The sequence below is a fragment of the Halohasta sp. A2 genome, from assembly GCF_056175805.1.
The window spans coordinates 48,077-74,514 of sequence record NZ_JAQFWV010000004.1 but is presented as its reverse complement, the minus strand read 5'-3'; the positions used below and the strand labels follow the sequence as shown (position 1 = coordinate 74,514).

The 26,438-nt window shown below is 60.3% G+C and carries 23 protein-coding genes and 2 tRNA genes; 15 read left to right on the top strand and 10 right to left on the bottom strand.

Annotation, left to right across the window (positions count from 1 at the left end; all coding sequences use genetic code 11):
* Window positions 1-15 precede the first annotated feature (15 nt).
* Complete coding sequence (locus O2S87_RS02625; RefSeq protein WP_475407249.1) at window positions 16-459, top strand: DUF7993 family protein; 444 nt, start codon at window positions 16-18, stop codon at window positions 457-459.
* 690 nt (window positions 460-1,149) lie between these two features.
* Here the strand turns inward: O2S87_RS02625 and O2S87_RS02620 are convergent.
* Entirely contained in the window at window positions 1,150-2,259 is a 1,110-nt protein-coding gene (locus O2S87_RS02620; protein ID WP_475407248.1) for a hypothetical protein, read from the bottom strand.
* A 280-nt stretch (window positions 2,260-2,539) separates the two neighbouring features.
* Window positions 2,540-3,034 carry a DUF192 domain-containing protein gene (locus tag O2S87_RS02615; protein ID WP_475407247.1) on the bottom strand — a complete coding sequence of 165 codons (495 nt, stop codon included), beginning with the start codon at window positions 3,032-3,034 and terminating at the stop codon, window positions 2,540-2,542.
* A gap of 204 nt (window positions 3,035-3,238) precedes the next feature.
* Between O2S87_RS02615 and O2S87_RS02610 the strand changes: the two genes are divergently transcribed.
* From O2S87_RS02610 to O2S87_RS02595, 4 genes are all read left to right on the top strand, one after another.
* Window positions 3,239-3,311 (top strand) — tRNA-Val (locus tag O2S87_RS02610).
* 255 nt (window positions 3,312-3,566) lie between these two features.
* Complete coding sequence (locus O2S87_RS02605) at window positions 3,567-4,316, top strand: hypothetical protein (protein ID WP_475407246.1); 750 nt, start codon at window positions 3,567-3,569, stop codon at window positions 4,314-4,316.
* Between the two features lie 110 nt (window positions 4,317-4,426).
* Window positions 4,427-4,500, top strand: a tRNA-Phe gene (locus tag O2S87_RS02600).
* 254 nt (window positions 4,501-4,754) lie between these two features.
* Window positions 4,755-5,195, top strand: a complete 441-nt coding sequence (locus O2S87_RS02595; RefSeq protein ID WP_475407245.1) for a hypothetical protein — start codon at window positions 4,755-4,757, stop codon at window positions 5,193-5,195.
* Window positions 5,196-5,290: 95 nt separating this feature from the next.
* Here O2S87_RS02595 and O2S87_RS02590 read toward each other — a convergent pair whose 3' ends face one another.
* Together O2S87_RS02590 and O2S87_RS02585 are read right to left on the bottom strand one after the other, a co-directional pair.
* A complete protein-coding gene (locus tag O2S87_RS02590) occupies window positions 5,291-5,611 on the bottom strand; it encodes a hypothetical protein (protein ID WP_475407244.1) in 321 nt (106 codons plus the stop codon).
* A 92-nt stretch (window positions 5,612-5,703) separates the two neighbouring features.
* Entirely contained in the window at window positions 5,704-6,786 is a 1,083-nt protein-coding gene (locus tag O2S87_RS02585; RefSeq protein ID WP_475407243.1) for an oxidoreductase, read from the bottom strand.
* Between the two features lie 246 nt (window positions 6,787-7,032).
* Here O2S87_RS02585 and O2S87_RS02580 point away from each other — a divergent pair, with 246 nt between their 5' ends.
* Complete coding sequence (locus tag O2S87_RS02580; RefSeq protein WP_475407242.1) at window positions 7,033-8,439, top strand: NCS2 family permease; 1,407 nt, start codon at window positions 7,033-7,035, stop codon at window positions 8,437-8,439.
* An 86-nt stretch (window positions 8,440-8,525) separates the two neighbouring features.
* The gene (locus O2S87_RS02575) at window positions 8,526-9,149 is read left to right on the top strand and encodes a beta-class carbonic anhydrase (protein ID WP_475407241.1); all 624 of its coding nucleotides are present in this window, start codon (window positions 8,526-8,528) and stop codon (window positions 9,147-9,149) included.
* A 12-nt stretch (window positions 9,150-9,161) separates the two neighbouring features.
* Here the strand turns inward: O2S87_RS02575 and O2S87_RS02570 are convergent, their stop codons facing one another.
* The gene (locus O2S87_RS02570; protein WP_475407240.1) at window positions 9,162-10,736 is read right to left on the bottom strand and encodes an HTTM domain-containing protein; all 1,575 of its coding nucleotides are present in this window, start codon (window positions 10,734-10,736) and stop codon (window positions 9,162-9,164) included.
* 372 nt (window positions 10,737-11,108) lie between these two features.
* On the opposite strand from O2S87_RS02570, the gene dapA reads away from it, so the two are divergent.
* The 4 genes from dapA to O2S87_RS02550 all read left to right on the top strand — a co-directional run bounded on the left by dapA (window position 11,109) and on the right by O2S87_RS02550 (window position 15,770).
* A complete protein-coding gene (gene dapA / locus O2S87_RS02565; RefSeq protein WP_475407239.1) occupies window positions 11,109-12,038 on the top strand; it encodes a 4-hydroxy-tetrahydrodipicolinate synthase in 930 nt (309 codons plus the stop codon).
* On the top strand, window positions 12,038-12,808 hold the full coding sequence (dapB, locus tag O2S87_RS02560) for a 4-hydroxy-tetrahydrodipicolinate reductase (protein ID WP_475407238.1): 771 nt from the start codon (window positions 12,038-12,040) through the stop codon (window positions 12,806-12,808). The genes dapA and dapB overlap by 1 nt, the downstream gene beginning before the upstream one ends.
* A 258-nt stretch (window positions 12,809-13,066) precedes the next feature.
* The gene (locus O2S87_RS02555; protein ID WP_475407237.1) at window positions 13,067-14,383 is read left to right on the top strand and encodes a hypothetical protein; all 1,317 of its coding nucleotides are present in this window, start codon (window positions 13,067-13,069) and stop codon (window positions 14,381-14,383) included.
* Between the two features lie 148 nt (window positions 14,384-14,531).
* On the top strand, window positions 14,532-15,770 hold the full coding sequence (locus tag O2S87_RS02550) for an RNA-guided endonuclease InsQ/TnpB family protein (RefSeq protein WP_475407236.1): 1,239 nt from the start codon (window positions 14,532-14,534) through the stop codon (window positions 15,768-15,770).
* A gap of 97 nt (window positions 15,771-15,867) precedes the next feature.
* Here the strand turns inward: O2S87_RS02550 and O2S87_RS02545 are convergent, their stop codons facing one another.
* Window positions 15,868-16,281: a hypothetical protein gene (locus O2S87_RS02545; RefSeq protein WP_475407235.1), complete on the bottom strand. Its 414-nt coding sequence runs from the start codon at window positions 16,279-16,281 to the stop codon at window positions 15,868-15,870.
* A 166-nt stretch (window positions 16,282-16,447) separates the two neighbouring features.
* On the opposite strand from O2S87_RS02545, the gene O2S87_RS02540 reads away from it, so the two are divergent.
* Window positions 16,448-20,008, top strand: a complete 3,561-nt coding sequence (locus O2S87_RS02540; RefSeq protein WP_475407234.1) for a carboxypeptidase-like regulatory domain-containing protein — start codon at window positions 16,448-16,450, stop codon at window positions 20,006-20,008.
* Window positions 20,009-20,178: 170 nt separating this feature from the next.
* Here O2S87_RS02540 and azf read toward each other — a convergent pair whose 3' ends face one another.
* Window positions 20,179-21,006, bottom strand: coding sequence for an NAD-dependent glucose-6-phosphate dehydrogenase Azf (azf, locus tag O2S87_RS02535; protein ID WP_475407233.1), 828 nt, complete (start codon window positions 21,004-21,006; stop codon window positions 20,179-20,181).
* A 107-nt stretch (window positions 21,007-21,113) separates the two neighbouring features.
* On the opposite strand from azf, the gene O2S87_RS02530 reads away from it, so the two are divergent.
* Both O2S87_RS02530 and O2S87_RS02525 read left to right on the top strand, forming a co-directional pair.
* Window positions 21,114-21,455: a dihydroneopterin aldolase family protein gene (locus O2S87_RS02530; RefSeq protein WP_475407232.1), complete on the top strand. Its 342-nt coding sequence runs from the start codon at window positions 21,114-21,116 to the stop codon at window positions 21,453-21,455.
* A gap of 115 nt (window positions 21,456-21,570) precedes the next feature.
* On the top strand, window positions 21,571-22,041 hold the full coding sequence (locus O2S87_RS02525; RefSeq protein ID WP_475407231.1) for a DUF5790 family protein: 471 nt from the start codon (window positions 21,571-21,573) through the stop codon (window positions 22,039-22,041).
* Between the two features lie 7 nt (window positions 22,042-22,048).
* Here O2S87_RS02525 and O2S87_RS02520 read toward each other — a convergent pair whose 3' ends face one another.
* Window positions 22,049-22,780: a creatininase family protein gene (locus tag O2S87_RS02520; protein WP_475407230.1), complete on the bottom strand. Its 732-nt coding sequence runs from the start codon at window positions 22,778-22,780 to the stop codon at window positions 22,049-22,051.
* A gap of 105 nt (window positions 22,781-22,885) precedes the next feature.
* On the opposite strand from O2S87_RS02520, the gene O2S87_RS02515 reads away from it, so the two are divergent.
* Window positions 22,886-23,242 (top strand): DUF5789 family protein, encoded by a 357-nt coding sequence (locus tag O2S87_RS02515; protein WP_475407229.1) that lies wholly within the window; start codon window positions 22,886-22,888, stop codon window positions 23,240-23,242.
* A gap of 4 nt (window positions 23,243-23,246) precedes the next feature.
* On the opposite strand, the gene O2S87_RS02510 is transcribed toward O2S87_RS02515, so the two are convergent.
* On the bottom strand, window positions 23,247-25,172 hold the full coding sequence (locus O2S87_RS02510; protein ID WP_475407228.1) for an ABC transporter ATP-binding protein: 1,926 nt from the start codon (window positions 25,170-25,172) through the stop codon (window positions 23,247-23,249).
* A gap of 47 nt (window positions 25,173-25,219) precedes the next feature.
* A complete protein-coding gene (locus tag O2S87_RS02505) occupies window positions 25,220-26,437 on the bottom strand; it encodes an outer membrane protein assembly factor BamB family protein (protein WP_475407227.1) in 1,218 nt (405 codons plus the stop codon).
* Window position 26,438: the final 1 nt, after the last annotated feature.

The following is a 26,438-nucleotide window of genomic DNA, read 5'->3' as shown; positions in this document are numbered from 1 at the left end:
GAACAGACCACCTGTATGGTACAGGATCGACTCCGCGATGGCACCCGGATCGCTCAACTGCTCGCCTCGGAGCTCACCGGCGACCGCGATCGACTCGCTTCCGTGGTAGTGGTCGACGCCAGCCCCGATGTCGAACCGACAGCCGACGGCGCGCTCGCCTACCGCGTTGCGCACGTCTCCGAGCCCGACGCCATCACGGTCGGCCCGCGCGGGAAGGCGACGGTCGACGCCGACGCCGAGCGGACGATCCTCACGAGCGTGTTCGTCCAGCCCGACCGCGCCCGCATCGAGTTCGGGGTCGCTCCCGACACTGCGGCCGAGTCGGCCGCCGACACGGGGTTTCGGGTTCGACCGAAAGCGGCCGACCCACCGCGGACGCTCGTGTTTGTCGAGGATGGCGCGGAGGCTAAACGCGCGATTTCGGTGTTTCAGGCGGTCGTTTCGACTATCGAGGCGTGAGTTCTACAGAGTGATCTCAGTGGGTCGACGGGGTATCGAAAGTGGTGATCAGCGATGTGTGGTTCGACGCAATCGAGCGGTTCCAGCGGGTCGATGATCGGCTCGTTGTGGGCGGCAGCCAACCAATCAGTGTCGACGCTGAAAGTCGCTGTTAGTCGATCATTGCAACACGGGACAGTTCGTTTCTTAGTATTGTAACCCGGAGTAATCGCCGAGTAGGGTGGTTTGGATGCGGGAATTAGCTCTATCCGTTACGTCCAGCAACCGGTCCCAAGGTCGTCCAACCCATTTTCCCGCGAAGCCGAAAGTAGTGTGACGGATATTACTGTATTGAAATCCTTCAGATCCTGTGTGTACACTTATCTATCATCACCATACGCGATGAACCTTTTGACGGTTTGATAGCTGCCTTCACCTGCCTCCCAAGAATCGTCTGTAAATCTACACATAAGTGTATTTCACGTGATTATTGTTTTTCATTTATATACTGCCGAGTTTACTGACACCACGTACGTTCCTATTTATGTTAACTTCAATAGTACATGTATGAAATCGAAACTTTAACTTCCGACTCCCAGTTCATAATAAAGAAACCAGTGACAGTACCGCTCGAGTTTATGTTAGTCGTGATCACACCGCCATAATAGTGTTCGATGCTTGTCCATGGCTGAGTTTCAATGGTAGCGTATACTAATGTATTGTAGAATCGAAGTCAAACGTTTCTTCTACCAAGTCATACGTTATGTAGCCATTTCTCCCGTCGTGCATATCTTCATCTAGATCCTCTGCTTGGACTCTTTCTATATATTCTGTGCCGGATTTGAGGCCAGAAACTCCATCAAAACCATCGATGTCATTTTCGAGATTGACGATCTGTGTGGCCAGATCGGGGTCGTATAGTCCAACGTCTCCGACATCATCTTCGAGAGCGTCGAGATCACCTTCGAGATCAGTAATATCACCATCGAGATTATCGATCTGTGTGGCCAGATCGGGGCCGTATTGTCCAACGTCTCCAACATCATCTTCGAGAGCGTCGAGATCACCTTCGAGATCAGTAATACCACCATCGAGATTATCGATCTGTGTGGCCAGATCGGGATCGTATTGTCCAACGTCTCCAACATCATCTTCGAGATCGTCGAGATCACCTCCGAGAACATCGACCTGGTCTTGGAGATTGGTGTCGTCGGGAACAGATCCGATATCGCTCGCGTTGTCGCTGATATCGTCGGCGTTGGTGTCGACTTGGGTTTGCAGGTCAGTTCCCCAAGGAACGTTACCGATATCACTGGAGTTGTTACTGATACCGATTTTGTTCGTGTCGACCTGGTCTTGGAGATTGGTGTCGTCGGGAACGGATCCGATATCGCTAGTGATTGCACTGATCTCGTCGTCGTTATCGCCAATCTGAGTTTGAAGATTTGTATCGCCGACATCGCCGATATCTGCAAAGATCTCCTCGATGTCGGCCTCGTTGTCGTCTATCGTTTCTTGGAGGCCATCAGCCAAATCTTCGACTGATTCGAACGTGTCGACCCACGCCGAGCCATCGTAGATATGGACCGTCTCGCGGTTTGTTTCATCCGTGGTCGATGGAGCGATCCCGACAAGTGAATCGTATGGGGAGTCGGGAAGGTCGGCTGCATCCTCGCGAAAGTACACCGTGTTCTGTTCGACCGCTTTGAGAATGTTGTAGTATGAGGTGATGTAGTCGTCGCCCTCATCCGGGGCGGTTATGCCCCGAAGCTGCGTTTCGTCCCCCTCTGAAATATCTAGCCCGTCCAACGGTTCAGCCATAGTATTGTGTCAAATCCATTGTTAATATTCTTTTTGATGTGACATTCTCCATAAAATTATTATCTTTACTACATTAACTGGCATCGGGTCTGCCGGTTTGACGGTACCTGAACGTGGAACACTCGTCGACGGTTGCTGTTGTGGCAGTATTTTGTCGATTCGAGAACTAATCCGTTTGTGAGGGTTCTCACGAGAGACGGTCGACGAAAGCCATGGCACTTCTCTGTGGTTTATCACCCGGGGAGTCGACCGAGTACCGACGGAGCAAGTGACGCTGGTGTTAGCGGTACTGATCAGGAATCTCGATCCGATCGCCTTCCTCGATTCCGTTGTCGGTCGTGTACTCGTACGGGAGTTCGAGCACGTACTGCCCGGAGCCTCTGTACGGTGTGAGATCCGACTGGTCGGATTCGGTTTCGGCGTGGTGGATCGTCGTGATCTCACGGTCGGCGTTTATATACACGATGTCAATGGGGAACGCCATATCCCGCATTACGTAGCTTCGAGTGGCGTCTGAGTCGTGGACGAACAGCATTCCCTCGTTCGGACCCAGCGAGTCGGTGTCACTGAGACCCGTGATCCGCTTTTCGTGCGTATCGGCGATTCGGACGTCGACGGTGGCGAGTTCGTCGTTCGTCTCGCTGTCGACGGCGGTGACGGTAGTCCACGCGTAGTCGCCCTGCGAAAACACGCCGAGATCGGCTGCCAGTGCGCCACCAACGGCGAGCATACTGAGAACGATACCGATCACCAGCCATCGGGGTACAGACGCCATCGTCGACACCAACAGCGGTATCGGTAAATGGGTTCCGACGGAGGAGGTCACCGTCTCTGGGTTCCGGTTCGCAAACCCATTAGCGGACAGTTTCCCAGAGATCGATCTGCGAGCAAGACCGGGGGATACGACACCCGACAGCGTCGACGGTTGGCCGAGTCGGAAGGAAAACGTTATTCGGCCGCGGGAAGTTTAGTCGGATGCGGGCTCGTGGTCTAGTGGTTATGACGCGGCCTTTACAAGGCTGAGATCGGTGGTTCGACTCCGCCCGAGCCCATCAGATTTTGTGACGAACCGAACGGTGAGTCACAAATCTGTTTCGGGGAGGGTGAACCGAACCAGGGAGCTGCTTTGCTGCGACTGAGGTTCGACCCGGCCCGAACCGTATATAAATAACCGAGTCGACCGGAAAAACAACCACCCGGAGCATCGACCAGCAACTGAGCACAACGGCTACCAGGCTGGCACCCAATAGAGTATCAACCCTGGCTCGCTGGCCACTCATCCGGCGCGGGCCCGAGGACACCTCCACATGTTCGATCCAGCAATCAGTCTCGACTGTTACTACGTCCGCGTCGACGCCGAAACCTACGACTACGTAAAACTCCGGTTTGCTGACGGCACGTCGGTGTTGTTTCCAGGTAAGTATAGTGGTGTCACCGAGTTCGGCTTCAGTGGCGACGGCCGACTCTCGCCGGGGGTAGCTGGAACGGTCGACACGTTTCACGGCCCCATTGAGGATGTGACTGTCCGCGCGTGGGACCTCTCGGAAACCGTCGTCCGCGAGGGGCCCTGTGTGTTCGACGAGCTGGCGTTCGACTGCGATTCGGTTCGCCACACGCGCCCCGACGACGTGCGCCTGCGCTTCGTCGACGGCTCGTTCAAACAGTGGGACCCACCGGTCGACGGGCAGGCGTGGTTCGGCTCGCCCGGCCGCGTGGTCGACTCGATCACCGAGGAAACAAGCGACATTACGGTCACGAACCCCGAGCCCGACTGCGAGCCGGGGTCGTACGCCACCGTCTTCGAGGGTTCGGCGGTGACCGTCACGCCAGCAGAGTTCGAAAGCGAGCCGCCAACGTTCGAGCGAATCAGCCTCTCTTTCGTCGACGGCGGTCGACAGTCGTTCGGCGAACTGGGCGGTGAGGCGGAGTTCCGCGCGCCAGCGACGTTTGCCGGGACTGGAGACCACAAAGGGGCGCTCATCGAGTCGGTCGTGATCGAACGCGCCGGGGGCGATGTGGTCTTTCGGTTGGTGAATACAGCGGTCGACGGGGAGTGAGCGGTATGGGAGTCCGGCGTGAATGGGGGTGAGGTCGACTATCTCGGTTGCCTGTCGCCGCGCCGTCTTCGAAATCCTTTTTACTGCCATGACCCTCGGTTCGAATGCGCGCCGCCTTAGCTCAGCCTGGGAGAGCACTCGACTGAAGATCGAGCTGTCCCCCGTTCAAATCGGGGAGGCGGCATTTTCCTCCGAACCCACGAGAGAGCAACGCGACTGAGTTCGCTGAGCAGTGAAAATCCTCCCGACCCGATTTGAGCAGCGAGCACGCAGCGCGGAGCGACCGTGCGAGTGAGTTCAAATCGGGGAGGCGGCATCCTCATTCTACCCGTTGTGTATACCAGCCGCAGAGTGAGTCGACATGCCCTACTGAAAAATGTAATCGGTATCGATTGTGTCTGACGATGATTTATTATCGACAACGTACAAATTGACGGTATGAGTAGTGATAGAGCAGAGAAGACGAATGAAGAACCCCGACAGCACAGTGGTCGGACCGACACCGAAGTGGATACAGGCGCCGCGTCCAGTCCACTGACAATAGATCTCCCCAGTGGGAGTGCAAGCGTCGCTGAGGCGATCCAGGCCCATCGGAACGTGCTGCAGAACCCGGGTGAGAACGGGCTTGCGGCCGAAGAAGATATTTCGCATCTCTCTGAAGCTGTTGGGGAACTCTCTCAAAAGCTCCAGCAGTCCAAAAAGAAGCGACAGGAGGCCGACTCGAACGTCAACGAACTCGAACGAACTGTGTCCCACCAGCAGCGGCAGATTCAGGAATTGCATTCTGTCGTCGAGTCCCTGATGGATATTCTCGGAACAGCAACAGAATGGGAGTCGTTCGAATCAGGCACGGTAGACGCCGAGCACACGAACGAATAGTACCCTCTCTAGTATCGTAACGCTGCGATAGCCTGAAGCAGATGTCGAACGCTACGACGTTCTACGAAGGCGCTTGGGGAATCCATTTCGTTCCGCTACAGACACGCCTCGTGAACCGGTTCGTCGACCGCGTTCGGTCGACGCGACTGACCCGGAACAATTGGCTCGTCGCAGACTGAACACACTAAGTCGTCATCATCGGAATCGATTGTCACGTCGACCACGCGCTCCAGATCAACCGGCGTCGAATCAAGTGTTGGCGTGACTACGCCGACGGTGACCGCCCCGCCGGCCGCCAGCAGCCCACGCTTCCGGTTGCCCTTTATAAATGATTGAACCGCGATAACTGCCAGCCCGACAGTCGACACGAGGCGGACGGTGCGCTCGTGTTTGGTGATGGATTTGAGTAACTCCATACTCCAACGAAGGGCTCCAGACGTTTGTAGTTCATTCCTCTCACCATGAGGCGGGTCGACCAGCAGCTACTGAGCGATAGATCGCCGAGAAGCTAGTCGTCGGCCGGGAGTTCGCTGCTCTTGATGGTTGCCTCCGGGAGCAACATCGCCTCGAAGTCGAAGACGGCCAGCGGCTCGCCCGAAGAGACGCGAGCGGGCCAATCGGGGTTCGCCAGCGCGCTCGTCCCCAGTGTCACCAGATCCGCCCCGGATTCGATGGCCCCGCGAGCGTCGACCGGATCGCCGAGCCCACCGTTGGCGATAACTCGCGTATCGGCGTACTCGACGGCCAGTTCGGCGAGCGTCTGGTCCGTCTCGTCGAACGCGGGTGTCGTGATATCGGGGTTGGTGACGTGGACGTAGTCGCCGCCGTCGAGCGTCGACAGGTACGTTTCGGCCTCGGCGGCGGTCCAGTGGTGGTCGTCGTCGTTGACTTTCGTCTGCGAAAGGCGGATGCCGACGACGAACGACTCGGGCGTGGCCGCAAGGACGGCGTCGAGAACCTCCTTTGGAAACTGAGCGCGGGCCGCGGGCGAACCACCGTACTCGTCGGTACGGTCGTTGAGATGCCGCGAGAGGAACGTATCCAGCAGATAGCCGTTCGCACCGTGAAGTTCGGCCCCATCGAAGCCGGCTTCGACGGCGCGTTCGGCCGCCGCGACGAACGACTCGCGGATCTCGACGAGCTCGTCGGTCGACAGTTCCCGGGGCGTCTCGAACGATCCCTCGCCACCGTAGATCGGGAGCTGTTCGCCTTTCGGGGTGACCGGTGAGGGCCCGACGGGCTCACCGACCGCGGACTGCACCAACGGGCCGGCGTCCATGAACTGTGCAATGATCGCCCCACCTGCCTCGTGGACGGCGTCGGTCACCCGTTGCCACGAAGCGGCCTGCGCGTCAGTTGCGAGCCCCGGTTGGTTGTCGTAGCCCTGTCCGCGCGGGTCGGGGTAGGTGCCTTCGGTGAGAATCAGCGAAAAGCCACCCTCGGCGAACTTCGCGTAGTAGCGCGCCATCTCGGCGGTTGCCAGCCCGTCGACAGTCGCCGAGGTTCGGGTCATCGGTGCCAGCCCGAGTCGAGAATCAAGCGTGAGCGCACCGAGGTCGACAGCGTCGAACAGCAGGTCGAAATCAGTCATCAGAGCCAGTTACAGACGAGCGCGTATCAATTGATGGCGGGTTGGCACAGCGCGTGCACAAATCGTGAGACAGTAACTGTCACGGGGATTGTGAATGCGTGCCAAATCTCGATTTCTTGAGAAACATTCGGCGTTGGTCGGTCGACTGCCAACGTTTCGACTATATAATGTGATACACGTCTCTCATTTCTATCGAGAGATAGCAATAGGTAAGTAGACATTCTCGCTAAGCTGTACACACGACTAATGGCGCTACAAGACTTTTTCGGCTTACACGAACACGACACTGACGTTCGTACAGAACTGATCGCGGGAGTGACGACGTTTCTCTCGATGGCCTACATCATCGTCGTCAACCCGGACATCCTCTCGGCGGCGATCCAGATCGAAGGCTACAGCGACGCCGAGGTCTTCCAGATGATCGCGATTTCGACGATTCTCGCCTCGGTCGTCGCCATGGCGGTCATGGGTCTGTACGCCAACCGCCCGTTCGGGCTGGCACCCGGTCTTGGGCTGAACGCGTTTTTCGCCTACACGGTCGTTCTTGGTTTAGGTATTCCATGGCAAACCGCACTGGCGGCCGTCTTCGTCGAGGGTGTTATCTTCATTCTCTTGACCGCCGTCGGCGCACGCGAGTACATCATCAATCTGTTTCCCGAACCGGTCAAGTTCTCGGTCGGTGCCGGTATCGGTGTTTTTCTGTTATTTATTGGTCTGCAAGAGCTCCAGGTCGTCGTCGCCAACGAAGATACACTGGTTACACTCGGCTCGGTCGGCTCGAACCCGGTGACGCTGCTCGGGCTCGCGGGCGTCGTCCTGACGCTCCTGCTGTGGGCTCGCGGAATTACGGGCTCACTCGTTATCGGTATTCTGACGACGGCCATCGCTGGCTGGGCGATGACGCTCGCTGGCGTCGTCGACCGCGGCGTGCTCGTTGACGAGCAGGTGCTCTCGACGGTCGAAGACCAGGGGCTCGCCGCGGCCGTGACGAACGTCCAGTACGACATCACGCCACTGGTCGGGGCGTTCGCCGACGGACTCTCCGATATCGATCCACTGACCTTTGGCTTCGTCGTCCTGACGTTCTTTTTCGTCGACTTCTTCGATACCGCGGGGACGCTCATCGGCATCGCGCAGTTCGGCGATTTCCTCGATGACGAGGGTGAACTTCCTGAGATGGACAAACCGCTGATGGCCGACGCCGTCGGCACCACGGTTGGCGCGATGTTGGGTACCTCGACGGTGACGACGTACATCGAGTCGTCGACCGGCGTCCAGGCCGGCGGCCGGACTGGGCTGACGACGCTCGTCGTCGCCGGGCTGTTCGTCTGTATGATTCCGTTCGTCGCGATCGCCTCGGCGATTCCGAGCTACGCCTCGTTTATCGCGCTGGTGCTGGTGGGCATCATCATGTTCAAAGGCGTCGTCGACATCGACTGGACCGACCCTGCCTGGTCAGTGTCGGCCGCGCTGACGATCACGATCATGCCGCTGACGTACTCGATCGCCGACGGGCTGGCCGCCGGGATCATCAGTTTCCCGATTATCAAAGCCGCCGTCGGCGAGGTCGACGACGTCCGACTCGGCCAGTGGGTGCTGGCCGCAGCGCTGATCGCGTACTTCTACGTCGATACGAGCGGATTGGTGCTCTGAGCGACACCGAGAATCTGATTATCCGTCTCCCGTTTTTGACCCGCCGAACGTCAAGATTCAATGAGTTTCACCACCTCGTGTAGGTGATGACAGACCACACCGCAGACCATGAGGACTCAGACGGGCACCACCACCATCACGACCACGTCGACAGCGTGGTCGACGACCGTGACGACTGGGCCCGCCGCCGACGCAAAGGCATTCCGACAAACAAGAACCTGCTCGTCGTCGCCTGTATGGACGAACGCATCCCCGTCGAAGCGGCTCTCGGTCTCGAACCCGGCGACGCACACGTGTTCCGCAACGCCGGCGGCAAAGTGACCGACGACGTGATTCGGTCGGCCGCCCTGACGACGAACTTCTTCGAGACCGACGAGATCATCGTCATCAACCACACCGACTGCGGCATGATGTCGGCACCCGACGAGGCGGTTCGCGAGGGACTGGTCGACCAGGCCGGCGATCTCGCTACCGTCGACCTCGATCCGTCGCTTCCCGAACTAAACATCGGCGACGCCGACCTCATGGAGTGGGTGAAAATGACCGACGACATCGACGAGGCGTGTGCCGCTCAGGTCGCATATCTCGAGCAGTCCGCACTCATCCCGGACGACGTGACCGTTTCGGGCTACGTCTACGAGGTCGAATCGGGCCAGCTTCGTCGACCCGGCGAGCGCATCGCCGACGAGATTAGCGAACGACGCGTCTGATCGCAATCGAGGTTACTGACAGGAGTGTTCCAAAACCGTCTCGTCGTCGGGCTCCTCGCGCTCGCCGTCGATCGGGCTGGGTTGGTCCATGTAGTAGAGCGTGACGCTGTCGACCTCGCGGTCGTGGCTTGCGGCCACCTCCTCGCAGGCCCACGCGGCGTACGATTTGGGGATCGAGTTGTCCGGATCCGAAAGTCCGGAGCTGTGGACCACCTCCATGTACTTTCGATGGCGGAAACTGCCATAGGCCGACTCAGCGTGTGTCGGATGGTCGACCTCATCGGCCGTGCCGTGGAGGTCGGCACTCACGCGTTCGTCGCCAACATCGGCTCTAACGACGAACCAGCCGTAGGTGTCCGACGGATCCGGAGTGTAGAGTCCCCAGTCTTGTTGGTCGAGATGTGGGTTGTCGATCTCGTCGGGAAGGTCGTATTCGGCGACGGCTGCGCCCGAAAACACGAGCATCCAGACGAGCACGAGAACCCCGAAAATCGTCACGAACGACTTGGCGTAGTCGACCGTGTAGTCGGCGGCGAACGCGTAGCCGCGCTCGCGAAGCGAGTCAAGCAGTCGACGCTCGATGGGTGGTCGACCCAGCGGGCCGAGAGCGGCCGCTGTTGGCAGGCGAGTTTGCCAGTCAGCCGGTACGCGTTGGGCCAGCGTGTTCCAAAAGGCCGTGGTGAGAAACGGGATCACCGAGGCGATCAGACAGAGCGGAAACAGGCCGACATCGATGGTCACAATCATCCCCGAGAAGGTGACCATATACCCCAGCGCGGCAAGCGACCTGAGCCGGCCGGTCGGCAGCCACAAGAACGCAACCGAGCCCGCCAGTAGGACTACCCAGATGTAAGTGAATGCCGACAGCAACGTCGAATACTCGGCCAGGATATTCCCCAGATAGATGCTCATCACGTCGTTGTTGAAGGCGATATTGAGCGCTTCGCCCGCATACCAGTGGTCGCCCTCGTGTTTCATTATCGCGTTCGAGGTGAACACGACCAGCGGCTGGACCAGCAGTGCGGCGGTCCCAAAACTGGCGACCGTCGACCGAGCCGAGCCGCGGCGGAGCGCGTCGATCGACCAGCGTTCGCCCAGCGGCGTGACGAGCGCGACGAACAACAGCACGCGAAGCAGACGGTCGCCGCCGTTGAGAAGCGCGGGATTGCGCGCGTGCAGCGAGAACAACAGCACTAACGAGACGACGCCGACCAGCCGGGTTCGGTAGCCCAAAATAAACGCGACGGCGAACAGGCCGGCGACCACGAACAGCGTCTGCTGGAAGAGGAGCTCACCCGACAGCGCGTGGAGCGAGAGATCCGTATACTGCGAGTAGCTCGGTTCGTACGCCGAGAGCGGATAAACGCCGCTGTCGGTGTAAAACAGCTCGATCGTACTGAAACGGTGGAGCAAGTCGACCAACAAAATGACCCCGAGTGCAATCCGCAATGCCGCAAGCGAGCGCGTGTCGACCGAAAAACGAACCACGACCCACGATCTGAGAGCGTGTGCAAGCGCGGAAAGCTGGGCTACGGGCTGTTTGAACCGCTCGTCCACTGATCGGAATGGCTGGTCGCTGTTCGTCATGGTGTGTCGACTCGTCCGGAGCAGTGCCGGATTTTACAGGAATACTGGATGTATAGTTTGTGGTACAGTGTTGCGATTAGATAATTCTGCAGGGAAACCGACCTCGACGAACGTGCGTGAATCGGGTGGCCGGAGAACCGGCCGGTATGCACCGCAGGATATAAGTTCAGATGCACCACACTGTTCGGTGTGATTCCCACTGGTGTCGACATCGTGGACCGCCCGTCGACAGCAGTGGCTCCGAAGCGCCCGAAGAAGCGTTTTTTCTGACAACTCGGTGCGGGCGTGGCGGCCCGTGTCGGGTGTGTTTCGATTCCTCGCAGCGTCCGATGACTATACCACAGTAGAAGACAACACACCACCAATCCATCCATGACATCCATCGACTTCAGCGGGGTCTTTCCGGCGATGGTGACCCCCTTTACCGAAGACAATCGTATCGACACCGACACACTCAGACGGGACGCTCAGCGGCTCGAAACCGCCGGCGTCGACGGCCTCGTCCCGGTCGGTTCGACCGGGGAAAGCGCCACCCTCTCGCACGCCGAACACGTCGAGGTCATCGAGGCTGTCGTCGACGCCGTCGAGGACGTCCCCGTCATCGCGGGCACTGGCTCAAACAATACGGCTGAAGCGCTCGACCTCTCCCAGCAGGCCGCCGACGCCGGGGCTGACGCCCTGCTTCTCATTTCGCCGTACTACAACAAACCCGAACCCGAGGGGATGTATCAGCATTACGCAGCAGTTGCCGACGCGATCGACGTCCCCCAAATCGTCTATAACGTCCCGAGCCGGACCGGTCAAAACATCACCGTCGACACCGCGGTTCGCCTCGCCGAACACGAGAACATTCAGGGCTACAAAGCCGCCTCCGGCGATCTGAATCAGATTTCCGAAGTAATCGAACGAACCCGCGACCAGGAGTTTTCGATTCTCTCGGGTGACGACGGGCTGACGCTGCCGATCTGCTCGATCGGTGGCCACGGCGCGATCAGCGTGGTTGCCAACGTCGAACCCGAGCGCACGTGTGCGATGGTCGGCGCAGCCCTCGAAGACGACTACGCGTTCGCACGAGCGCTCCACCACGAACTCGGCGCACTCACCCGACACCTGTTCGTCGAAACGAACCCGATTCCCGTCAAAGCCGCCATGGAGATCCGCGGCTACGCGCCCGGTCGACTTCGCTCGCCGCTCACCGAACTCTCTGAGGAACACCGCGAGGAACTGGCTGCGCTACTGGCCGAACTCGATGGCGAACCGGCGGCCTCCGAAGCCGAGCCCGCCGGGGAGGTCTCGGACTGATGGTTCGGCTGGCGGTCACGGGCGCGGCGGGTCGGATGGGCCGTGAGGTGCTGGCGGCCGCGGCCGACCGCACCGACTGCGAGGTCGAGTTCGCAGTCAACCGCAGCCCGGTCGACGGGCCGATTTCGGGCGTCGAAATCCATCCGAACGACGAGTTTGCCGCCCTGCTCGCTGAGTACGAACCAGATGTCGTCGTCGACTTCACCGGGCCCGAATCCGCAGTCGAGTACGCACAGGCCTGCGCCGAGATTGGCGTCGGACTCGTCACTGGCACGACCGGCTTCGACGATTCGGGGCTCGCGGCTCTGCGAGCGACCAGCGAGTCGACGGCCGTGCTCAAGGCCTCGAACTTCTCGCGCGGTGTTGCGGCACTCCGGCTGGCGGTTCGAGAGGCGACCGCCGCGCTGCCGGATGCGGACATCGAACTCACCGAGACGCACCACAACGCCAAGCGTGACGCTCCGAGCGGGACCGCCAAAACGCTGCTCGCCGACATCGAATCCGTCCGAGACGATCTCACCGAGCGCGTTCACGGCCGCGAGGGCGAGGCTCCACGGTCGACCAACGAAATCGGTGTTCACGCCCGCCGTGCTGGCGACGTCGCTGGCGAACATGAGGTGCTGTTCGGCGGCAGCAACGAGACGGTCTCGCTGACACACCGGGCTGGCGACCGGAGCATCTTCGCCGACGGAGCGCTGGATGCCGCCGGCTGGCTTGCGGGCCGTGAGGCTGGTTGGTACGACTTCTTCGAGGTCATCGACGGACCGTAGTCGACACCAGCAGCTACCGGCCTCGTACGCGAATCCTTTTTAAATGGACCCGCACCAGTGGGTGATCGGTCGACCGATTCGTTCACTGCCAGGCTCGATTCACATTCTTCTGCCTGTTGCCACATGTCAACTGAAAAAATTTTCTGGGCGATGGATATACATACATCAGTATCAAAGAGCAATGATATGAATCAGCCGTACGCTCACCAGACGAACAGAGGCACTCGGGCACAACACGCGGGTTTTTCGGGGTAATCGATGATCGAGCGTACTCGGCTGTCGACCGGAGTTCTCGTTGGTCTCGCCGTTTTCGTCGTGATCGGTCTTGGCGCAGGGACCGCCAGCGCTGCAGGGGTGGGCGGGGACATCCAGTGGTCGCACACCGACGAAGACGGCGAGCGGCTGTCGGACGCCGACGACCATCTGAACTCCGGCGGCGTCTACTGGCAGGGCCAACGCATCGGCTTCGAGGATCCGAACAGTGAAATCGAGGCCGAACGCCTCCAGCTCCGCGAATACGATACGAGCGACGACGAGTTGGGCACCCCCGTTCGTGAGATCGATGTTACCGACGGAGCGATGTCGCTGGAGACCGGCGAGCTTTCGGGCACCTACCTGTTGGTGCCGAGCGACCAGCGTACCGACGCCGTCGAGTTCGATAGCGGCATGGCGAATGGAACGGTGCGTGTCGAAAACGCCACGGCGTTCGAAGTCCAGCGCCAGACGATCGATGTCGGCTTCGAGGGTGGCCAGTCGAACACAGTCGACTCCGACAGCGAGCTCGAACTCGACTCAAACCGGGGACGCTACAACGTGAACGTCACCAGTCCTGACCTCGATTTCGAGGAGCTCGAACAGGTGTTCATGGGCGACCGGTTGCTCCGGGACCACAACGCACCGTACGGTGACCGCCAGCCGTTCGAGATGCGACATCGGATGTACGACGTCTATGCCGACGAGGACGTGATCGTGCTGCGGGGCTTTTCGGACAGCTCGCTGGAGACCGATTTCGCCGAGGTCGACTCCTTTCCCGAAGCGGTCACCGTGCAAGTGACCGATACAGGTGTGGCTGAAACCGCCGAACGACCGTCGCAGTCCGACGAGACGGGGCCGTTTACGTTCACCGAACTCAGTGTCGACGAGCGCGCTGAGACGGGCGAAAGCGTCTCGCTGTCGGCGACGGTGACCAACGACTGGGTGACGACCGAGAGCCGCGAGGTCAGCTTCGAACTCGGCGACGAACGCTCGACAGTCGAAGCCACGCTCGACGAAGACGAACAGACGACCGTCTCGACCGAACTCACCGCCCCTGAAGAGGACAGCGAGGTCGAGTACACCATCAGTACCGATGGCGACAGTTCAAACGGGACGGTCACCGTCGGCGATCCTGATGCAGAAAGCGGTACCGACGACAGTGAGGACGACCAGAGTAGCGAGGAGAGCGACGACAGCGAGGGTGACAGTGATGGAGGCCTCGTCAGTACGTTGCTCGGCCTGCTGTTCCCACAGGCGCTGATCGGCCTGGTGATGACGGTGTTGTCAGTCGCTTCGTTCGTCGTCTGGCGTCGGCGGTAGAAGTCATAATGACTGCAAGGCGGAAACCCGCGACTTCAGGCGCGGGAGGAAGCCGACAAACCGGACACACACCGCGTTCGATAGCAGGCTGACTCCCCCACGCCAATCCAAACCAACTTAAATACGAAGTGCTACATATGAAGTACAGATGGTGGAAGACTCAGGCACCCGAACTGTCCCCATCAAGCTCAATGTGGACGAGAGTGCCGCTGACCTCCTCCACCAGACAACTGATCACTTCCTTGACGCCGCCAACCACGTCGTAGACGTAGCGTGGGAACCAGACTGGAAAATTACCAGCAAGCAAAAACTCCACGACCTCACATACTATGACGTTCGAGACGGCTCACCACTCCCGGCCAACCTCGTGCAAGCCGCACGAAACCGCGCCGCAGAAGCCGTCAAAGGTGTTATCGAACGCTGGAAAGAAGGGAAGAAAGCCTCGAAGCCCGTGTTCACCTCGCGGTTCGCCAGCTACGATGCACGAACCGTCACCGTCAACGACGATCACGCCACACTCGCCACAATAGATGGACGAGTGACTGCGGAGTTCGTTCTTCCCGACGAACAGCGTGACACGCCACACTCGGGGTATTTGTTCAACGATGACTACGACGTGAAGGGAGCTACGCTCCACTACGACACGGTTGAGGATTGTTTCTACCTCCACGTTCGGACAAAGCCCGCCGTGGAGAACGATGATACCGACACAGGCGATGCCAAGCACGTCTCCGTCCTTGGTGTTGACCTCGGCATCACAAACATCGCAACCACCTCAACCGGACGCTTCTGGAGCGGCGGCGAACTCAACCACTGGCATCGAGAGTACCAGAAACGTCGAGGCGGCCTCCAACAGACTGGAACTCGCTGGGCGCATATCAATGTCCAACGAGTCGGTCGCAAGCAGACTGGACGCTTCGAGCAACTGCTTCACACTATTTCGAATGAACTCGTAGACGAAGCTCTGGAGAACGACTGTACGCATATCATGTTCGAGCAACTGAAAGGTATCCGCAAACGCTTGCCGCACGCGAAGGCGGTTCACAAGTGGGCGTTCCACCGCTTGTTCGAGTACGTTACATACAAGGCCGAGTCTGAAGGGCTTGTGGTGAAGCAGATCAACCCGGCGTACACGAGTCAGCGTTGCTCGAGGTGTGGTTTCACTCACGAGGATAATCGCCCGCACAACAACGGGCAGGACGAGTTCGAGTGTTTGAAGTGCGGGTATGATGTTCACGCGGATTACAACGCCGCGAAGAATATCGGCTTGAAGTATCTCCGCGACCAGCAAAAGTCTGGGCGTGGAGGCGCACCCGTAGGCGTGCGCTTAAACAGCGGGACGTTGAACGTGAATGGCGAGTATTCGCCTACCGCCCTTAGCGGTTAGAACGGGAGTCCACGCTGAATGCCACGCCCTTCAGGGCGTGGTAGCTTACTCCTGTTTGTTCCGCCATCGAATTCATCTCCGGCCGACAGAAGCCCTGTCACAGTATATAAAAGATCACGAGACCGATCAGTGCCAAAAACACCGCGATGGCGGCGTTGGCTTCAACTTTGAGCGGTGAGCCGAATACACGGGCGGTCTGGAGCCGGACGGGTGGAAACACCAGCACGCCACCCAGCAAGACGAGTATTCCACCGAGATTCGGAAGCACCGACACGCCGACAACGACGAGCACAAATCCGAGCGCGTAGCTCACCCGGGCGAGCAGTTCCTCTCGGGGGTCCGTCGAACCGCTGGCTGTCGAGCCAGTTTGTGATTGTGCTGCCTCTTTCGCCCGTTTTTCTATCGTCTGGCTGAGCCGGGTTCGCGCGCTCTCGTTCTGGGGCTCGCCGCAGTTCGGACAGAAGTTGACCGCCCCCTCGACCGCGGTCCCACAGTTTGTACACTCCGGCATACTCGTTAGTGGCCCAATGACAGGTCACCACATCAAGCCTTCCATCTGAACGCCGGTCGACCACTCCCTCGAAACCGACTGATTATACAACCTGAGAATTGCAGCCAGAGGGTTAAATACCTCCACAGAGGACAGTAATCCAATCTGGACCTACTGCGAGCCACCAATGAGATCCCCAGCTTTCGGTCAGTATCACCGTATTGTTCTGTTATCCGTCTTGTTGGTCGTCGTTGGGGCCGCGCTGGCCGCTGGCGGTGCGGTCGCCGACCACGACGGCAGCGATGCCGACGGCACGATTGAAGGAACGGTGACAAACGCGGCTGGCGATCCGGTCGAGGACGCGACGGTCAACGTCACGAGGTACGATGATCACCTCGAAACGGAGACCAACGCCGACGGCGAGTACGAAATCGACGAGGTGCCGTCCGACGACCAAGAGGTGGAGGTGACCGACGACAAGTACGAAACCAACAGCACAACAGTGTCGGTGTCGACGACGAACTCGCCGGTAACGGAGGACTTCGAACTCGACCGAACTACCGGGACGATCTCGGGGACCGCCGAATCCGATGGCGGCGAGATCGACGGCGAGATTCCGGGGGTCGTTGTCGAGATCGAACCGGACGACGAAGCCGATCAACGACTGATCGAGGAGACGGACTTAGCCTCCACCACTGAGACTGACGATGACGGAAACTATGCGATAGAAGTCCCGACTGGCGATGTCTCGCTGACTGCCACACAGGACGGCTTTGACGAATTCAACGACGATGATGTCGCCGTTTCGAAGGATTCGGCGAGCGACACTGACCTCGACATGGAGGAGAACCTCGCTACTGTGGACGGCAGTGTCGAGAACACTGACGGGGATGCGGTTGGCAACGCGACAGTGAGAGTCGACGGCGATACGGATAGTTGGCCCGGGTTGGACGCTGAGGATCTCGATGCCGAAACGGACAGTGATGGCGAGTACGAGATCGACCACGTCCCTGTGAGTACGACCGGGACCGAACGGACGATCACCGCGAGCGCGAAGACGTTCGAAGGCGACTCGGAGTCGACCGAGATTGCCGAGAGCGGAACGACGGCTGATTTCGAGCTTTCGCACGAGAGTGGCTCGCTCGACGGAACCGTCGAGGACGAACACGGGAACCAACTGCGAAACATCGAGGTCGAAGTCGACGGCGAGACGACACGGACCGACGACAAGGGCGCCTACGAGGTCGACGAGATCCCGTACGGCACGCACGAGGTGACGTTCGACCACGACGATTACGCCGCCGAGTCCGCCACAGTCGAGATCAGAGAGGACGAAACAGCGACGGAGAACCCCAAGCTCGAACGAACGAGTGACGTCCGTCTCGAGATCGACTCCGTGACGCCGGAGTTCTGGCAGGCTGGCGACGAGGTGACCGTCGAGTACTCGTTCGACGAGGAGGTCTCCGACACGGTTGAGCTCACTGTAGATGGCGAAAGCGAGATCACCTCCGAACAGCTCGATGTCGGCTTTGATGACGTTTCGGAGGGCGAGACGACGTTCGAGGTTCCCGACAGCGACGAAATCGAAAACGGTCAGTACACCGTCGAGCTCTCGGCGCTCGGCGAGGAGTCGACCCAGTCGGCCGAGGTTTCGAGCGTCGTCGACGGCGAGGGCGTCGAGTTCTCCGAGGAGCGCTACGACACGCCCGCAGGCGACTTCATCGAGGTCGACATCTCGACTGGCGACCTCGAAGAGGCGTACATCATGTTCGGCGGTGATCGAACCGCCGACGGGGAGTCCATCCAGAACCACCTCGACGTGCTCCGCGTCGAGGGCGATACGACGTTCGTCATCAACACCCGTCTGGTCGGCACTGACCGCCCCTCTGAGGACGTCTACATCCCCGTGAGTGGTGACGTCACGAGCTACGACCACGAGATCGGTGCCGACAGCGAACCCACCGGCGCGTTCGAGGACGTCTCGTTCCAGACCGAAAGCGGCGCCGAGAAGGCTTCGACGCTCGCGGAGTTCCGCGAGGAGATGGGCGTCTCCGCGCGTTCGAGCCCATTGCAGGCCGGGCGCTATCGGCTCGTCGCTGGCGGGACTGGTTCGATGATCGACCGCGATGACGACGTTCCGGACGTCCGCCAGCCGGTCGCGCGGTCGAATCTCGTGCTCAGCCAGCCCGAAGTCGGTGGCGTGACCACGTACACGCTTCCTCCATCGGCAGCCGACCAGGCCGAGCAGTTCGACGACGGCGAGTCGATCGGCTCCGGCGATATTGGAACGCTGCTCGGCGAAGCGACCGAAACCGACCAAGTCGCTCGCGGCGATCGTGTCCTGATCGAGGTGCAGTCGGCCGGGATGTTCGGCGCACTACTCGGCGACAGCGCCGCCGACTCGCCGTTGATCGCCGACGGTGACGGCGAGGAGTCGATCAGCGGTGACCGGGTCCAGACGCTGCTGGATCGACACGAGGGTGTTACGATGGGACTCGAAACCAGCAAGCGAGCCCATCCCAACAATCCCAGTTCCGACCTCCAGTTCGGGGGCGTCGACAGTAGCGATCTCCACATCCTGCTGGACGATAGCGCTGACCAGTGGAACGACACCGAGACGGTTGGTGACGATCCGCTCGTGGGCGGGTTTTATATTATGATCGACACCCGGGGCACCGATCCGTTCGATTCGCAGCCACGCGACGGTGACGAACTCACCTTCGATTTCGGCTACGAGTCGCCACCTGACAGTCGGTACGTCTACAAGGACCACGACTTCGCTGGCGGCGAGCGGCCCGCACCGTTCGATCCCGGCGTCGATGAGGTCGACGGCCTCGAACACTTCCCGTACTACGGAGATAGTGATACGACCGAAGCGGCCAACGATTCGTTCGTCTTCGAGGAGCCGTCGCTCGAATACAGCGAAACGACGCTGGACGACAATCTGATCGTCCCTGCACAAGAGGAGGGTCGCATTACCGGCGAGACGAACATCGCGCCCGGCTCGGAGGCCGAAATGCAGATCGTCGCGACCGATCGTCCGGATCCGAAAACGGTCACGATCGAGGACGTCGAGATCGACGACGATCGCCGTTTCGAGATCACCGAGGACTTCTCGGAGTTCGAGCCGGGCGAGAGCGCTGACGTCGAGTTCTACTCGCAGGGCCGCACTGACGAAACCCGTCTGCTCGACAAACGCAGCGTGACGGTCGTCGAAGATCTCGACAACCCGGCCACCTTCGAGATCGAAGACCTAACCAACGAGACGGAGGTCGAACGCGGTCAACGCCTCGATTCGATCGAGACAACGATCAACAACACCGGTGAGATCGAAGACCGCCAACTTGTTCAGTTCGAGATCGATGGCACGAACGTCCGCAACGAGTCGACTGCGCTTGAGGGTGGCGAGTCGACCACACTCGACCTCTCTGAGGAGTTCGTCACACTGCCAGCAGGTGAGTACGAGTACACGGTCAGAACTGACGATGACGAGGCGAGTGGGCAACTGACCGTGACCGAATCCGAGTCGGATACCGAGATGATCGAGTCGGACGACAGTGACGACCCGACGACGAACGAGTCGGAAGCCCAAGAGGAGACTGACCAACCAGACGAAGACGACGAAGATCGCGACAATGACGACGAGGACAGTTCGGGGATCCTTGGACTGGTCGGACTCCGTCGACAGGACGTCGCGGTCGCCGCGGCGGTGACAGGCGCTATGCACGTCCTCGGGCAGTGGACCTGAGCGACACCCGGTACTCGAAGTACTGTCACCAACGATTCCCAGTCGGTTCTTTGGCGATAACGCACCGTCGATGTTGTTTAAATACTCCTCAGTGCTCGTAGAACCTATCTGGATATCGGCGAACAATCCTCAGTCGACTATTCAGAACTGGGCAAGAGGTTCGTAGTCGACTACTCGGAACTGGCCGAGTGGGTTTCGGTCGACTCGTCTTTCGGTGCGTCTTTCGGCGAGCCGTCAAGGTGGTACTCCGCGGAGTTGTCGCGCGGTTCGTAACCCAACACCTTGCGAGTGTTTTCGATCGAGTAGTATTTGCGGTCGTTGTCCGAGATGCCGTAGACGATCTCGTAGCCGTAGTCGGCTGTCACACAGCAGTCGAACAGATGCGCACAGTCGGTGTACGAAAGCCACATCGCCTGGCCGCGCTCGTAGTTTCGCGGCGGGTGCGACTCGGTCAGGTTGCCGATTCTCACACAGACGACCGACAGGCCGTACTCGTCGTGGTAGTAGCGGCCGAGCGATTCGCCAGCGACTTTCGAGACGCCGTAGAGGTTGCTCGGGCGTGGGAGTTCGGTGCCGTCGAGTCGATACTCGTCGTCTGTCCGGTAGATGTCGGGTTTACGCTCGTCGGTTTCGTAGTAGCCGACCGCGTGGTTCGACGAGGCAAACGCGACCTTGTCGACGCCGACGTCGACGGCGGCTTCGAGCACGGTTTGGGTGCCGTCGATGTTGTTCCGCAGGACGCTCTCCCACGGGGCGTTGGGTCGCGGATCGCCCGCGAGGTGAATAATCACATCGCAGCCATCGGCGGCGGTTTTGACCGCCTGTTTGTCGGTGACGTCCGAGACGAAGACGTCCTGTTTGTCGATTCCAGTCGGAAGCTTCCCACGGGGCAGCGGTTCACGATCCAGCAGTCGCCAGTCGTGGCCCGCGCCGAGATCCCGGAGGATGGCCTGGCCGACACGCCCACCGGCCCCAGTCAGAAGGACAGATCGCGCCATTCATTCGGCAAAGCGTGCACGAAGCGTAAGTATCGCGCGGTTCCGTTGCGTAATGACCCTTTGCCAAAACCCAACAGTCCTTACCCCGCCCGGCCAAAGGCCCAGATATGGTTACTGACGTCCAACAGGCCTGTTTCGAAGCCGGAATCAAGTTCGGCTCGCTGTACCACCAGTTCGCCGGCACCCCCGTGAGCCCCGAGAGCACGCGCAGCCTCGAAACCGCCATGGCCGAAGCGATCGAAAACCAACCGTTCTGCGAGTCGGTCACTGTCGACATCGACGACGAGCGCGTCGACGCGGCGATCGACCACGAAAACGGCTACACGGAGCTCACGGGCAGCCTGATGACCGTCGATATGCGGATCGTCCACGAGGAAGTTGCCGTGCGCACGCGCATGGAGATGGAAGACGGCTACCCACTGATGAAACTCGTCTCGGTCGACGAGTAACCAGTCATAACCGATCCATGGTCGACGACTAACCTGCGTTTTCAGCCACTATATCAGCGGTTTTCACTTTCACTTTCGGGCTCGTTTTTATAGGAGTGCGAACCAATCGTTATATATGTCCCAAACCAACTTCGATGACGACGAGCTGTTCGGCGAGGCCGCCGCCGAAATGAGCGACGACGTCGAACAAGCGCTCGCAGCCGCCCGCGCTGAACTGCCGTCCCCCGAATCGATCTGGGAGACCAGCGCCGACAACGTTCTCGGCGTTCTCAACGGCCTCAAATCCGCGCTCGATGTGGGCGAGGCTGCCGACCACCTCCGACAGGCCAAAAAGTGGTTCACGCTCGGCGAACGCGCCGACGCGTTCGACGACCCTGACGAACTCAAAGAAGAAATCGAATCGGTCGAATCGCTCCTCGAAACGGTCGAAGGTGCTAGCGGCGAGGTCGCCGAACTCACGTCGACGATTCCTGCCCTGCGCGGCGAGCTAACCGAGGCCCAAGAGGCCGTGTCGACTGACGAACCCGCCAGTGCGGAGTCGACGGGCGAGGCCACAGAGGCTGCGGAAGCCGAAGAAGCCGAATAGACGGTTATTACGGTCGCTTTCGCGTTGCGACAGCCTCCAGTAACTCACAGAGCCCGGTGGCAGCTTGGTCGACCAACGCCGAGCCGAGTTCGGCGCTCGCCTCGGACGGATCGCCAACAACTCCGTTGTCGGTGAACTCCGCCGAGTCGTGGGCCAGATTCACGCCCGCGACCCACTCGCCCCAGTGGTCGCTCGCCCCCTCTCTGGCCGCCTCGATTACTGCTTCATTTATATACCTGGGGTGGAGATGCCGGAGCACCGCCGTCTCGCGCGGGCCGCCGTGACCCATCGCCAGCTCGCTGTCGACGGCCTCGAACCACGTGAACGCGACCGTGTAGGCCGTGTCGTGTCGCGAGATCGTCCCCGTAAGTTCACGGAGTGCGTCACTGTTGCCGCCGTGGCCATTGATGATCACCACGCGGTCGAAGCCGTGGTGGGCGAGGCTCGCCACTGTTTCGCGGACATAGGCTCGAAACGTGTCGGGCGACACCCAGAGCGTGCCGTCGAACGCGCGGTGTTCTTCGGCGATACCGACCGGAATCACCGGGGCGATCGGCACGTCGACGCCCGTTTCGTCTGTATACCGGTCGACACCTGCGGCGGCGACAGCCTCGGCGGTGAGACAGTCGGTTGCGAGCGGTGCGTGCGGGCCGTGTTGTTCGGTGCTGCCGACCGGGACGACCGCGAGGCTGGTGTTGAGGTCACGGATCTGGGGCCACGTCGACTCCGAGAGGTGCATGTCGGTTCGAGGGTCTGAAAGCTATTTAAATCCCAAACAGTCGACTGGTCGGCGGTGCGACGGCTCCAAACCTGTTTGTGACTGCCGGGCATTCTTTCAGGAGCTATGGCTAACACAGGTGCTGACGACGAGGAAAACATCGAAATCGAGGAGACCGACCAGGGTAGCCGGGAACTCGGCGTCGAGTTCGGCGAGTTGGACGACGAGCTAGAGGCCCACGAGTATCCGACCACTGCAGACGCTCTCGTCGACGAGTATGGCGACCACGAACTCGAACTTCCCGGTGGCGAGGAGTCGTTCGGCGAGGTGCTCGGCCCCTACACCGATGCCGACCAGCAGTTCACCGATGCCGGAGAGGTCCGACAGGCCGTGCTCAACATGGTCGGCGACGGGGCCGTCGGCGAGCCGGGCCAGAGTGACCGTGGGGTCGATTCAGATAGCGACGATACCCGGTCGTTCTAAGCGATTAGTCCTCGGCAGCCTCGGTCCGGGCCTGTCGACGCGCGGCGCGTTCGATAAACTCCTCGGGTAACGAGTCGATCTCACCGGCCTGGACGCCCCAGAGGTGTGCATAGAGGCCGTCTTCCCGAATGAGTTCCTCGTGATTGCCGCGTTCGACGATTCGGCCGTCTTCGAGCACGACGATCTGGTCGGCGTCCTTGATCGTCGACAGACGGTGAGCGATGGCGAACGTCGTTCTATCGGCCGTGAGTTCGTCGAGGCTGCGCTGGATCAGCATCTCGGTCTCGGTGTCGACGTCCGAGGTGGCCTCGTCGAGTACGAGAATATCGGGGTCTTCGAGCATGGCGCGGGCGATACACAGCCGCTGGCGCTGGCCGCCCGAGAGTTTGACGCCACGCTCGCCGACCATGGTGTCGTACCCCTCGGGTAAGTTCTGGATGAAACTGTGCGCCTCGGCGGCTTCGGCAGCCTCACGGATCTCTCCATCGCCCGCCTCGAAGCTCCCGTAGGCGATGTTGTCGCGGACCGTTCCATAAAAGAGGTAGGACTCTTGGCCCACGTAACCGATTGATTGCCGGAGTGAGGTCCGGCTCACATTCCTGATATCCTGACCATCGATGCGGATCGCGCCATCGTCGACGTCGTACAGTCGAAGCAGGAGTTTCAGAACGGTCGACTTGCCAGCTCCTGTGGGGCCGACAAGTGCGAGTGTCTCGCCGCCGTCGACGGTGAAGTCGATTCCGTCGAGAATCGGCTGGTCGTCGTAGCCGAAGCTGACCTGGTCGTAGTCGACCTGTCCCTCCGAGACGACCAGTTCGTCGGTCTCCGAATCGGCTTCGAGCGATTCTGTCTCGTCCATGAGGCCGAAAATGCGTTCGGCCGACGCTTCAGCGCGCTGGTACATATTGATAATCTGGCCGAACTGCGCCATCGGCCACACCAACTGCTGGGTAAACAGAATGAAGACGACGAAGTCACCCGTCGAGAGCGTACCGGAGAAGGGGCCGGGACCCGAGCCCGAAAAGACCCAAAAGCCGCCGACGAGGAAGGTGAGAATGAACCCCGCACCCGACAGCAGTTGGAGCCCAGGGAAAAACCGAATCCGGATTGTGATCGCCCCCCAGTTTGTCTCGTAGTAGTCGCGCGAAACGTCGTCGACGCGGCCGGATTCAAATTCTTCGGTGTTCGAGGATTTGATGACCTGAATGCCCCCGAGGTTGTTTTCGAGCCGGGAGTTGACCGTCCCGACGCTGGAACGGACGGCGGCGTACTTGGGCTGGATCGTTTTGATAAATATGTAGGTGAAAATCGCAATAAGAGGGACCGGCGAGAGTGCGACGAGTGCGAGTTGCGGGTTGAGATAAATGAGGTAGGCCGCAATGGCGATGACCATGACGACCAGCCGGAAGGCGGAGTTGAGTCCATCATTGAGAAAACGTTCGAGCTGGTTGACGTCGTTCGAGAGAATCGACATGAGTTCGCCGGTCTGTTTGTCGGCGAAAAACGACATATTGAGACGCTGCATGGTGTCGTAGCTGTCGGTTCGGACGTCGTGTTGGATGTCCTGGGCGAAGGCGTTGAACCCCCAGTTGCGGAGCCAGTGAAAGCCCGCCCCAACGACGAACGAGCCCGTGATCAGGGCGATAACGAGAAAGAACTGGTCGACCTCAGCCGCCGGGAGCCACGTCTGGGGAACGAGCGGGAGCGAGAAGGGTTCGACGCCCTGAAAGAGGCTATCGATAGCGATTCCCAAGAGGATAGTTGGAAGCAGATCCAGCAGTCGCGCTCCGAGGCTGGCGGCAATACCCAGCGAGACCGACAGCCAGTAGGGTCGGCCGTAGTCGCCGAGGAGTCGACCCATCGGGTTGTCGACGCGCTCGCGCTGTGCGGCAAACGGATCGTCCTCGTCGCCCGAGTCGACGGCACTCATTACGTCCGGTAGCAGTGGCGTCGCAAAGAGGGTTGGCTTCGGAGCCCTTAGAGGTGCAGCGCGTACGAGCCGCGTCTTTCGCCCTCGTCGTGGTAGACGATCGGCTCTTCGACCATTGCCACCGCGTCACCCGCGATGGCCGCCGCGGTCGCGATCCCGTCGACCGCGGTCACTCTCTTTAGACCACCAGCGAGATGGAACTCTCGGAGGGCGTGGGTCGACGAATCACGAACCCGGAAGTTCTGCGCACAGGGAACAACGAGCCGATTCCCGTCGACCGCGAGGCCGTGGACGAAGCCACCGAGGTCGGCGTCCCATCGCTCGCCACCGTCGCCGTCGATCATCAGCAGCCGATGTTCGTTTGGATGTCGACCCTCGGTTTCGCGGCTCTCGACGGCGTAGGTGTTGCCCGTAAGGAAGCCGATTCGGCCGTCGTGGGCATGGACGTGGTTCGGGTAGGCATACAGCGTTTCGCCGTCGACTTCGGTCGGGACCGCGAGGTCGACGTGCCACTGCTGACGACCGCCCGGGCCAAGCAGATAGCCGCGTTTGTCGCCGTGACTCGTCACTGCCAGCGAGTCGCCGTCGAACGAGACGTCACCCACCCGGCGGTCGCCTTCAGTTCCGGGGTCCCACATCCACGCCGGCTCGCCGGTGGCGGTATCGAGAACGACGAGGCCGTGGTCGTGATCTCCCATGCAGCGGTTGTAGCCGACTGCGAGCCGGTCGCCCGCGGCATTGACCGCGAGCGAAATGGGGGAAGCGTCGACCGAGTAGCGCCAGTCGACCGCGCCATCGCGGTCGAACGCGTAGACGGTGCTGTGCCAGCGTCGGGTCTCGCCGTCGCGTTCGTAGCGGCGGGCCGCCGCAAAGAGGCGGTCCGCAGTGGCGACCACGTCGACCACATAGGGCTGTTCGAACACTCGATCCGAGGAGTGGTCGCCGATGTCGCGGGCGGTGGCGTACGACCACTCCTGCTCGCCAGTCGCGACGTCGTAGGCCGCAATCCGGCCCGCGTCACCGCGGCCGCCCGCGATGAGCAGGTCGTCGACCACGAGCAATCGCCCGGGACTGTCGACGTGGTCGACTGTCCACGCTGGTTCGAGCATATCACGGTCGAACGCAGTGATCGTTCCGTCCCACTGGCCGACGATGGCGAGGGTGTCGGTGAGTGCGAGACTCGACCGAGCCCACATATGACGGCTTCGTGCCGGGTCGATCTCGCCGAGGTCGACGGTTCGGAACGCGTCGGTCGAGTCTGCCATG

What these genes read in the sequence shown, in the direction of transcription:
- O2S87_RS02515 (WP_475407229.1), top strand. Translation starts at nt 22,886, where the DNA reads ATGGCTAACACAGGTGCTGACGACGAGGAAAACATCGAAATCGAGGAG.
- O2S87_RS02525 (WP_475407231.1), top strand. Translation starts at nt 21,571, where the DNA reads ATGTCCCAAACCAACTTCGATGACGACGAGCTGTTCGGCGAGGCCGCC.
- O2S87_RS02570 (WP_475407240.1), bottom strand. Translation starts at nt 10,736, where the DNA reads ATGACGAACAGCGACCAGCCATTCCGATCAGTGGACGAGCGGTTCAAA.
- O2S87_RS02505 (WP_475407227.1), bottom strand. Translation starts at nt 26,437, where the DNA reads ATGGCAGACTCGACCGACGCGTTCCGAACCGTCGACCTCGGCGAGATC.
- azf (WP_475407233.1), bottom strand. Translation starts at nt 21,006, where the DNA reads ATGGCGCGATCTGTCCTTCTGACTGGGGCCGGTGGGCGTGTCGGCCAG.
- O2S87_RS02510 (WP_475407228.1), bottom strand. Translation starts at nt 25,172, where the DNA reads ATGAGTGCCGTCGACTCGGGCGACGAGGACGATCCGTTTGCCGCACAG.
- O2S87_RS02520 (WP_475407230.1), bottom strand. Translation starts at nt 22,780, where the DNA reads ATGCACCTCTCGGAGTCGACGTGGCCCCAGATCCGTGACCTCAACACC.
- O2S87_RS02585 (WP_475407243.1), bottom strand. Translation starts at nt 6,786, where the DNA reads ATGACTGATTTCGACCTGCTGTTCGACGCTGTCGACCTCGGTGCGCTC.
- O2S87_RS02550 (WP_475407236.1), top strand. Translation starts at nt 14,532, where the DNA reads ATGGTGGAAGACTCAGGCACCCGAACTGTCCCCATCAAGCTCAATGTG.
- O2S87_RS02580 (WP_475407242.1), top strand. Translation starts at nt 7,033, where the DNA reads ATGGCGCTACAAGACTTTTTCGGCTTACACGAACACGACACTGACGTT.
- O2S87_RS02555 (WP_475407237.1), top strand. Translation starts at nt 13,067, where the DNA reads ATGATCGAGCGTACTCGGCTGTCGACCGGAGTTCTCGTTGGTCTCGCC.
- O2S87_RS02615 (WP_475407247.1), bottom strand. Translation starts at nt 3,034, where the DNA reads ATGGCGTCTGTACCCCGATGGCTGGTGATCGGTATCGTTCTCAGTATG.
- O2S87_RS02575 (WP_475407241.1), top strand. Translation starts at nt 8,526, where the DNA reads ATGACAGACCACACCGCAGACCATGAGGACTCAGACGGGCACCACCAC.
- O2S87_RS02605 (WP_475407246.1), top strand. Translation starts at nt 3,567, where the DNA reads ATGTTCGATCCAGCAATCAGTCTCGACTGTTACTACGTCCGCGTCGAC.
- dapB (WP_475407238.1), top strand. Translation starts at nt 12,038, where the DNA reads ATGGTTCGGCTGGCGGTCACGGGCGCGGCGGGTCGGATGGGCCGTGAG.
- O2S87_RS02620 (WP_475407248.1), bottom strand. Translation starts at nt 2,259, where the DNA reads ATGGCTGAACCGTTGGACGGGCTAGATATTTCAGAGGGGGACGAAACG.
- O2S87_RS02530 (WP_475407232.1), top strand. Translation starts at nt 21,114, where the DNA reads ATGGTTACTGACGTCCAACAGGCCTGTTTCGAAGCCGGAATCAAGTTC.
- O2S87_RS02590 (WP_475407244.1), bottom strand. Translation starts at nt 5,611, where the DNA reads ATGGAGTTACTCAAATCCATCACCAAACACGAGCGCACCGTCCGCCTC.
- O2S87_RS02540 (WP_475407234.1), top strand. Translation starts at nt 16,448, where the DNA reads ATGAGATCCCCAGCTTTCGGTCAGTATCACCGTATTGTTCTGTTATCC.
- O2S87_RS02545 (WP_475407235.1), bottom strand. Translation starts at nt 16,281, where the DNA reads ATGCCGGAGTGTACAAACTGTGGGACCGCGGTCGAGGGGGCGGTCAAC.
- O2S87_RS02595 (WP_475407245.1), top strand. Translation starts at nt 4,755, where the DNA reads ATGAGTAGTGATAGAGCAGAGAAGACGAATGAAGAACCCCGACAGCAC.
- O2S87_RS02625 (WP_475407249.1), top strand. Translation starts at nt 16, where the DNA reads ATGGTACAGGATCGACTCCGCGATGGCACCCGGATCGCTCAACTGCTC.
- dapA (WP_475407239.1), top strand. Translation starts at nt 11,109, where the DNA reads ATGACATCCATCGACTTCAGCGGGGTCTTTCCGGCGATGGTGACCCCC.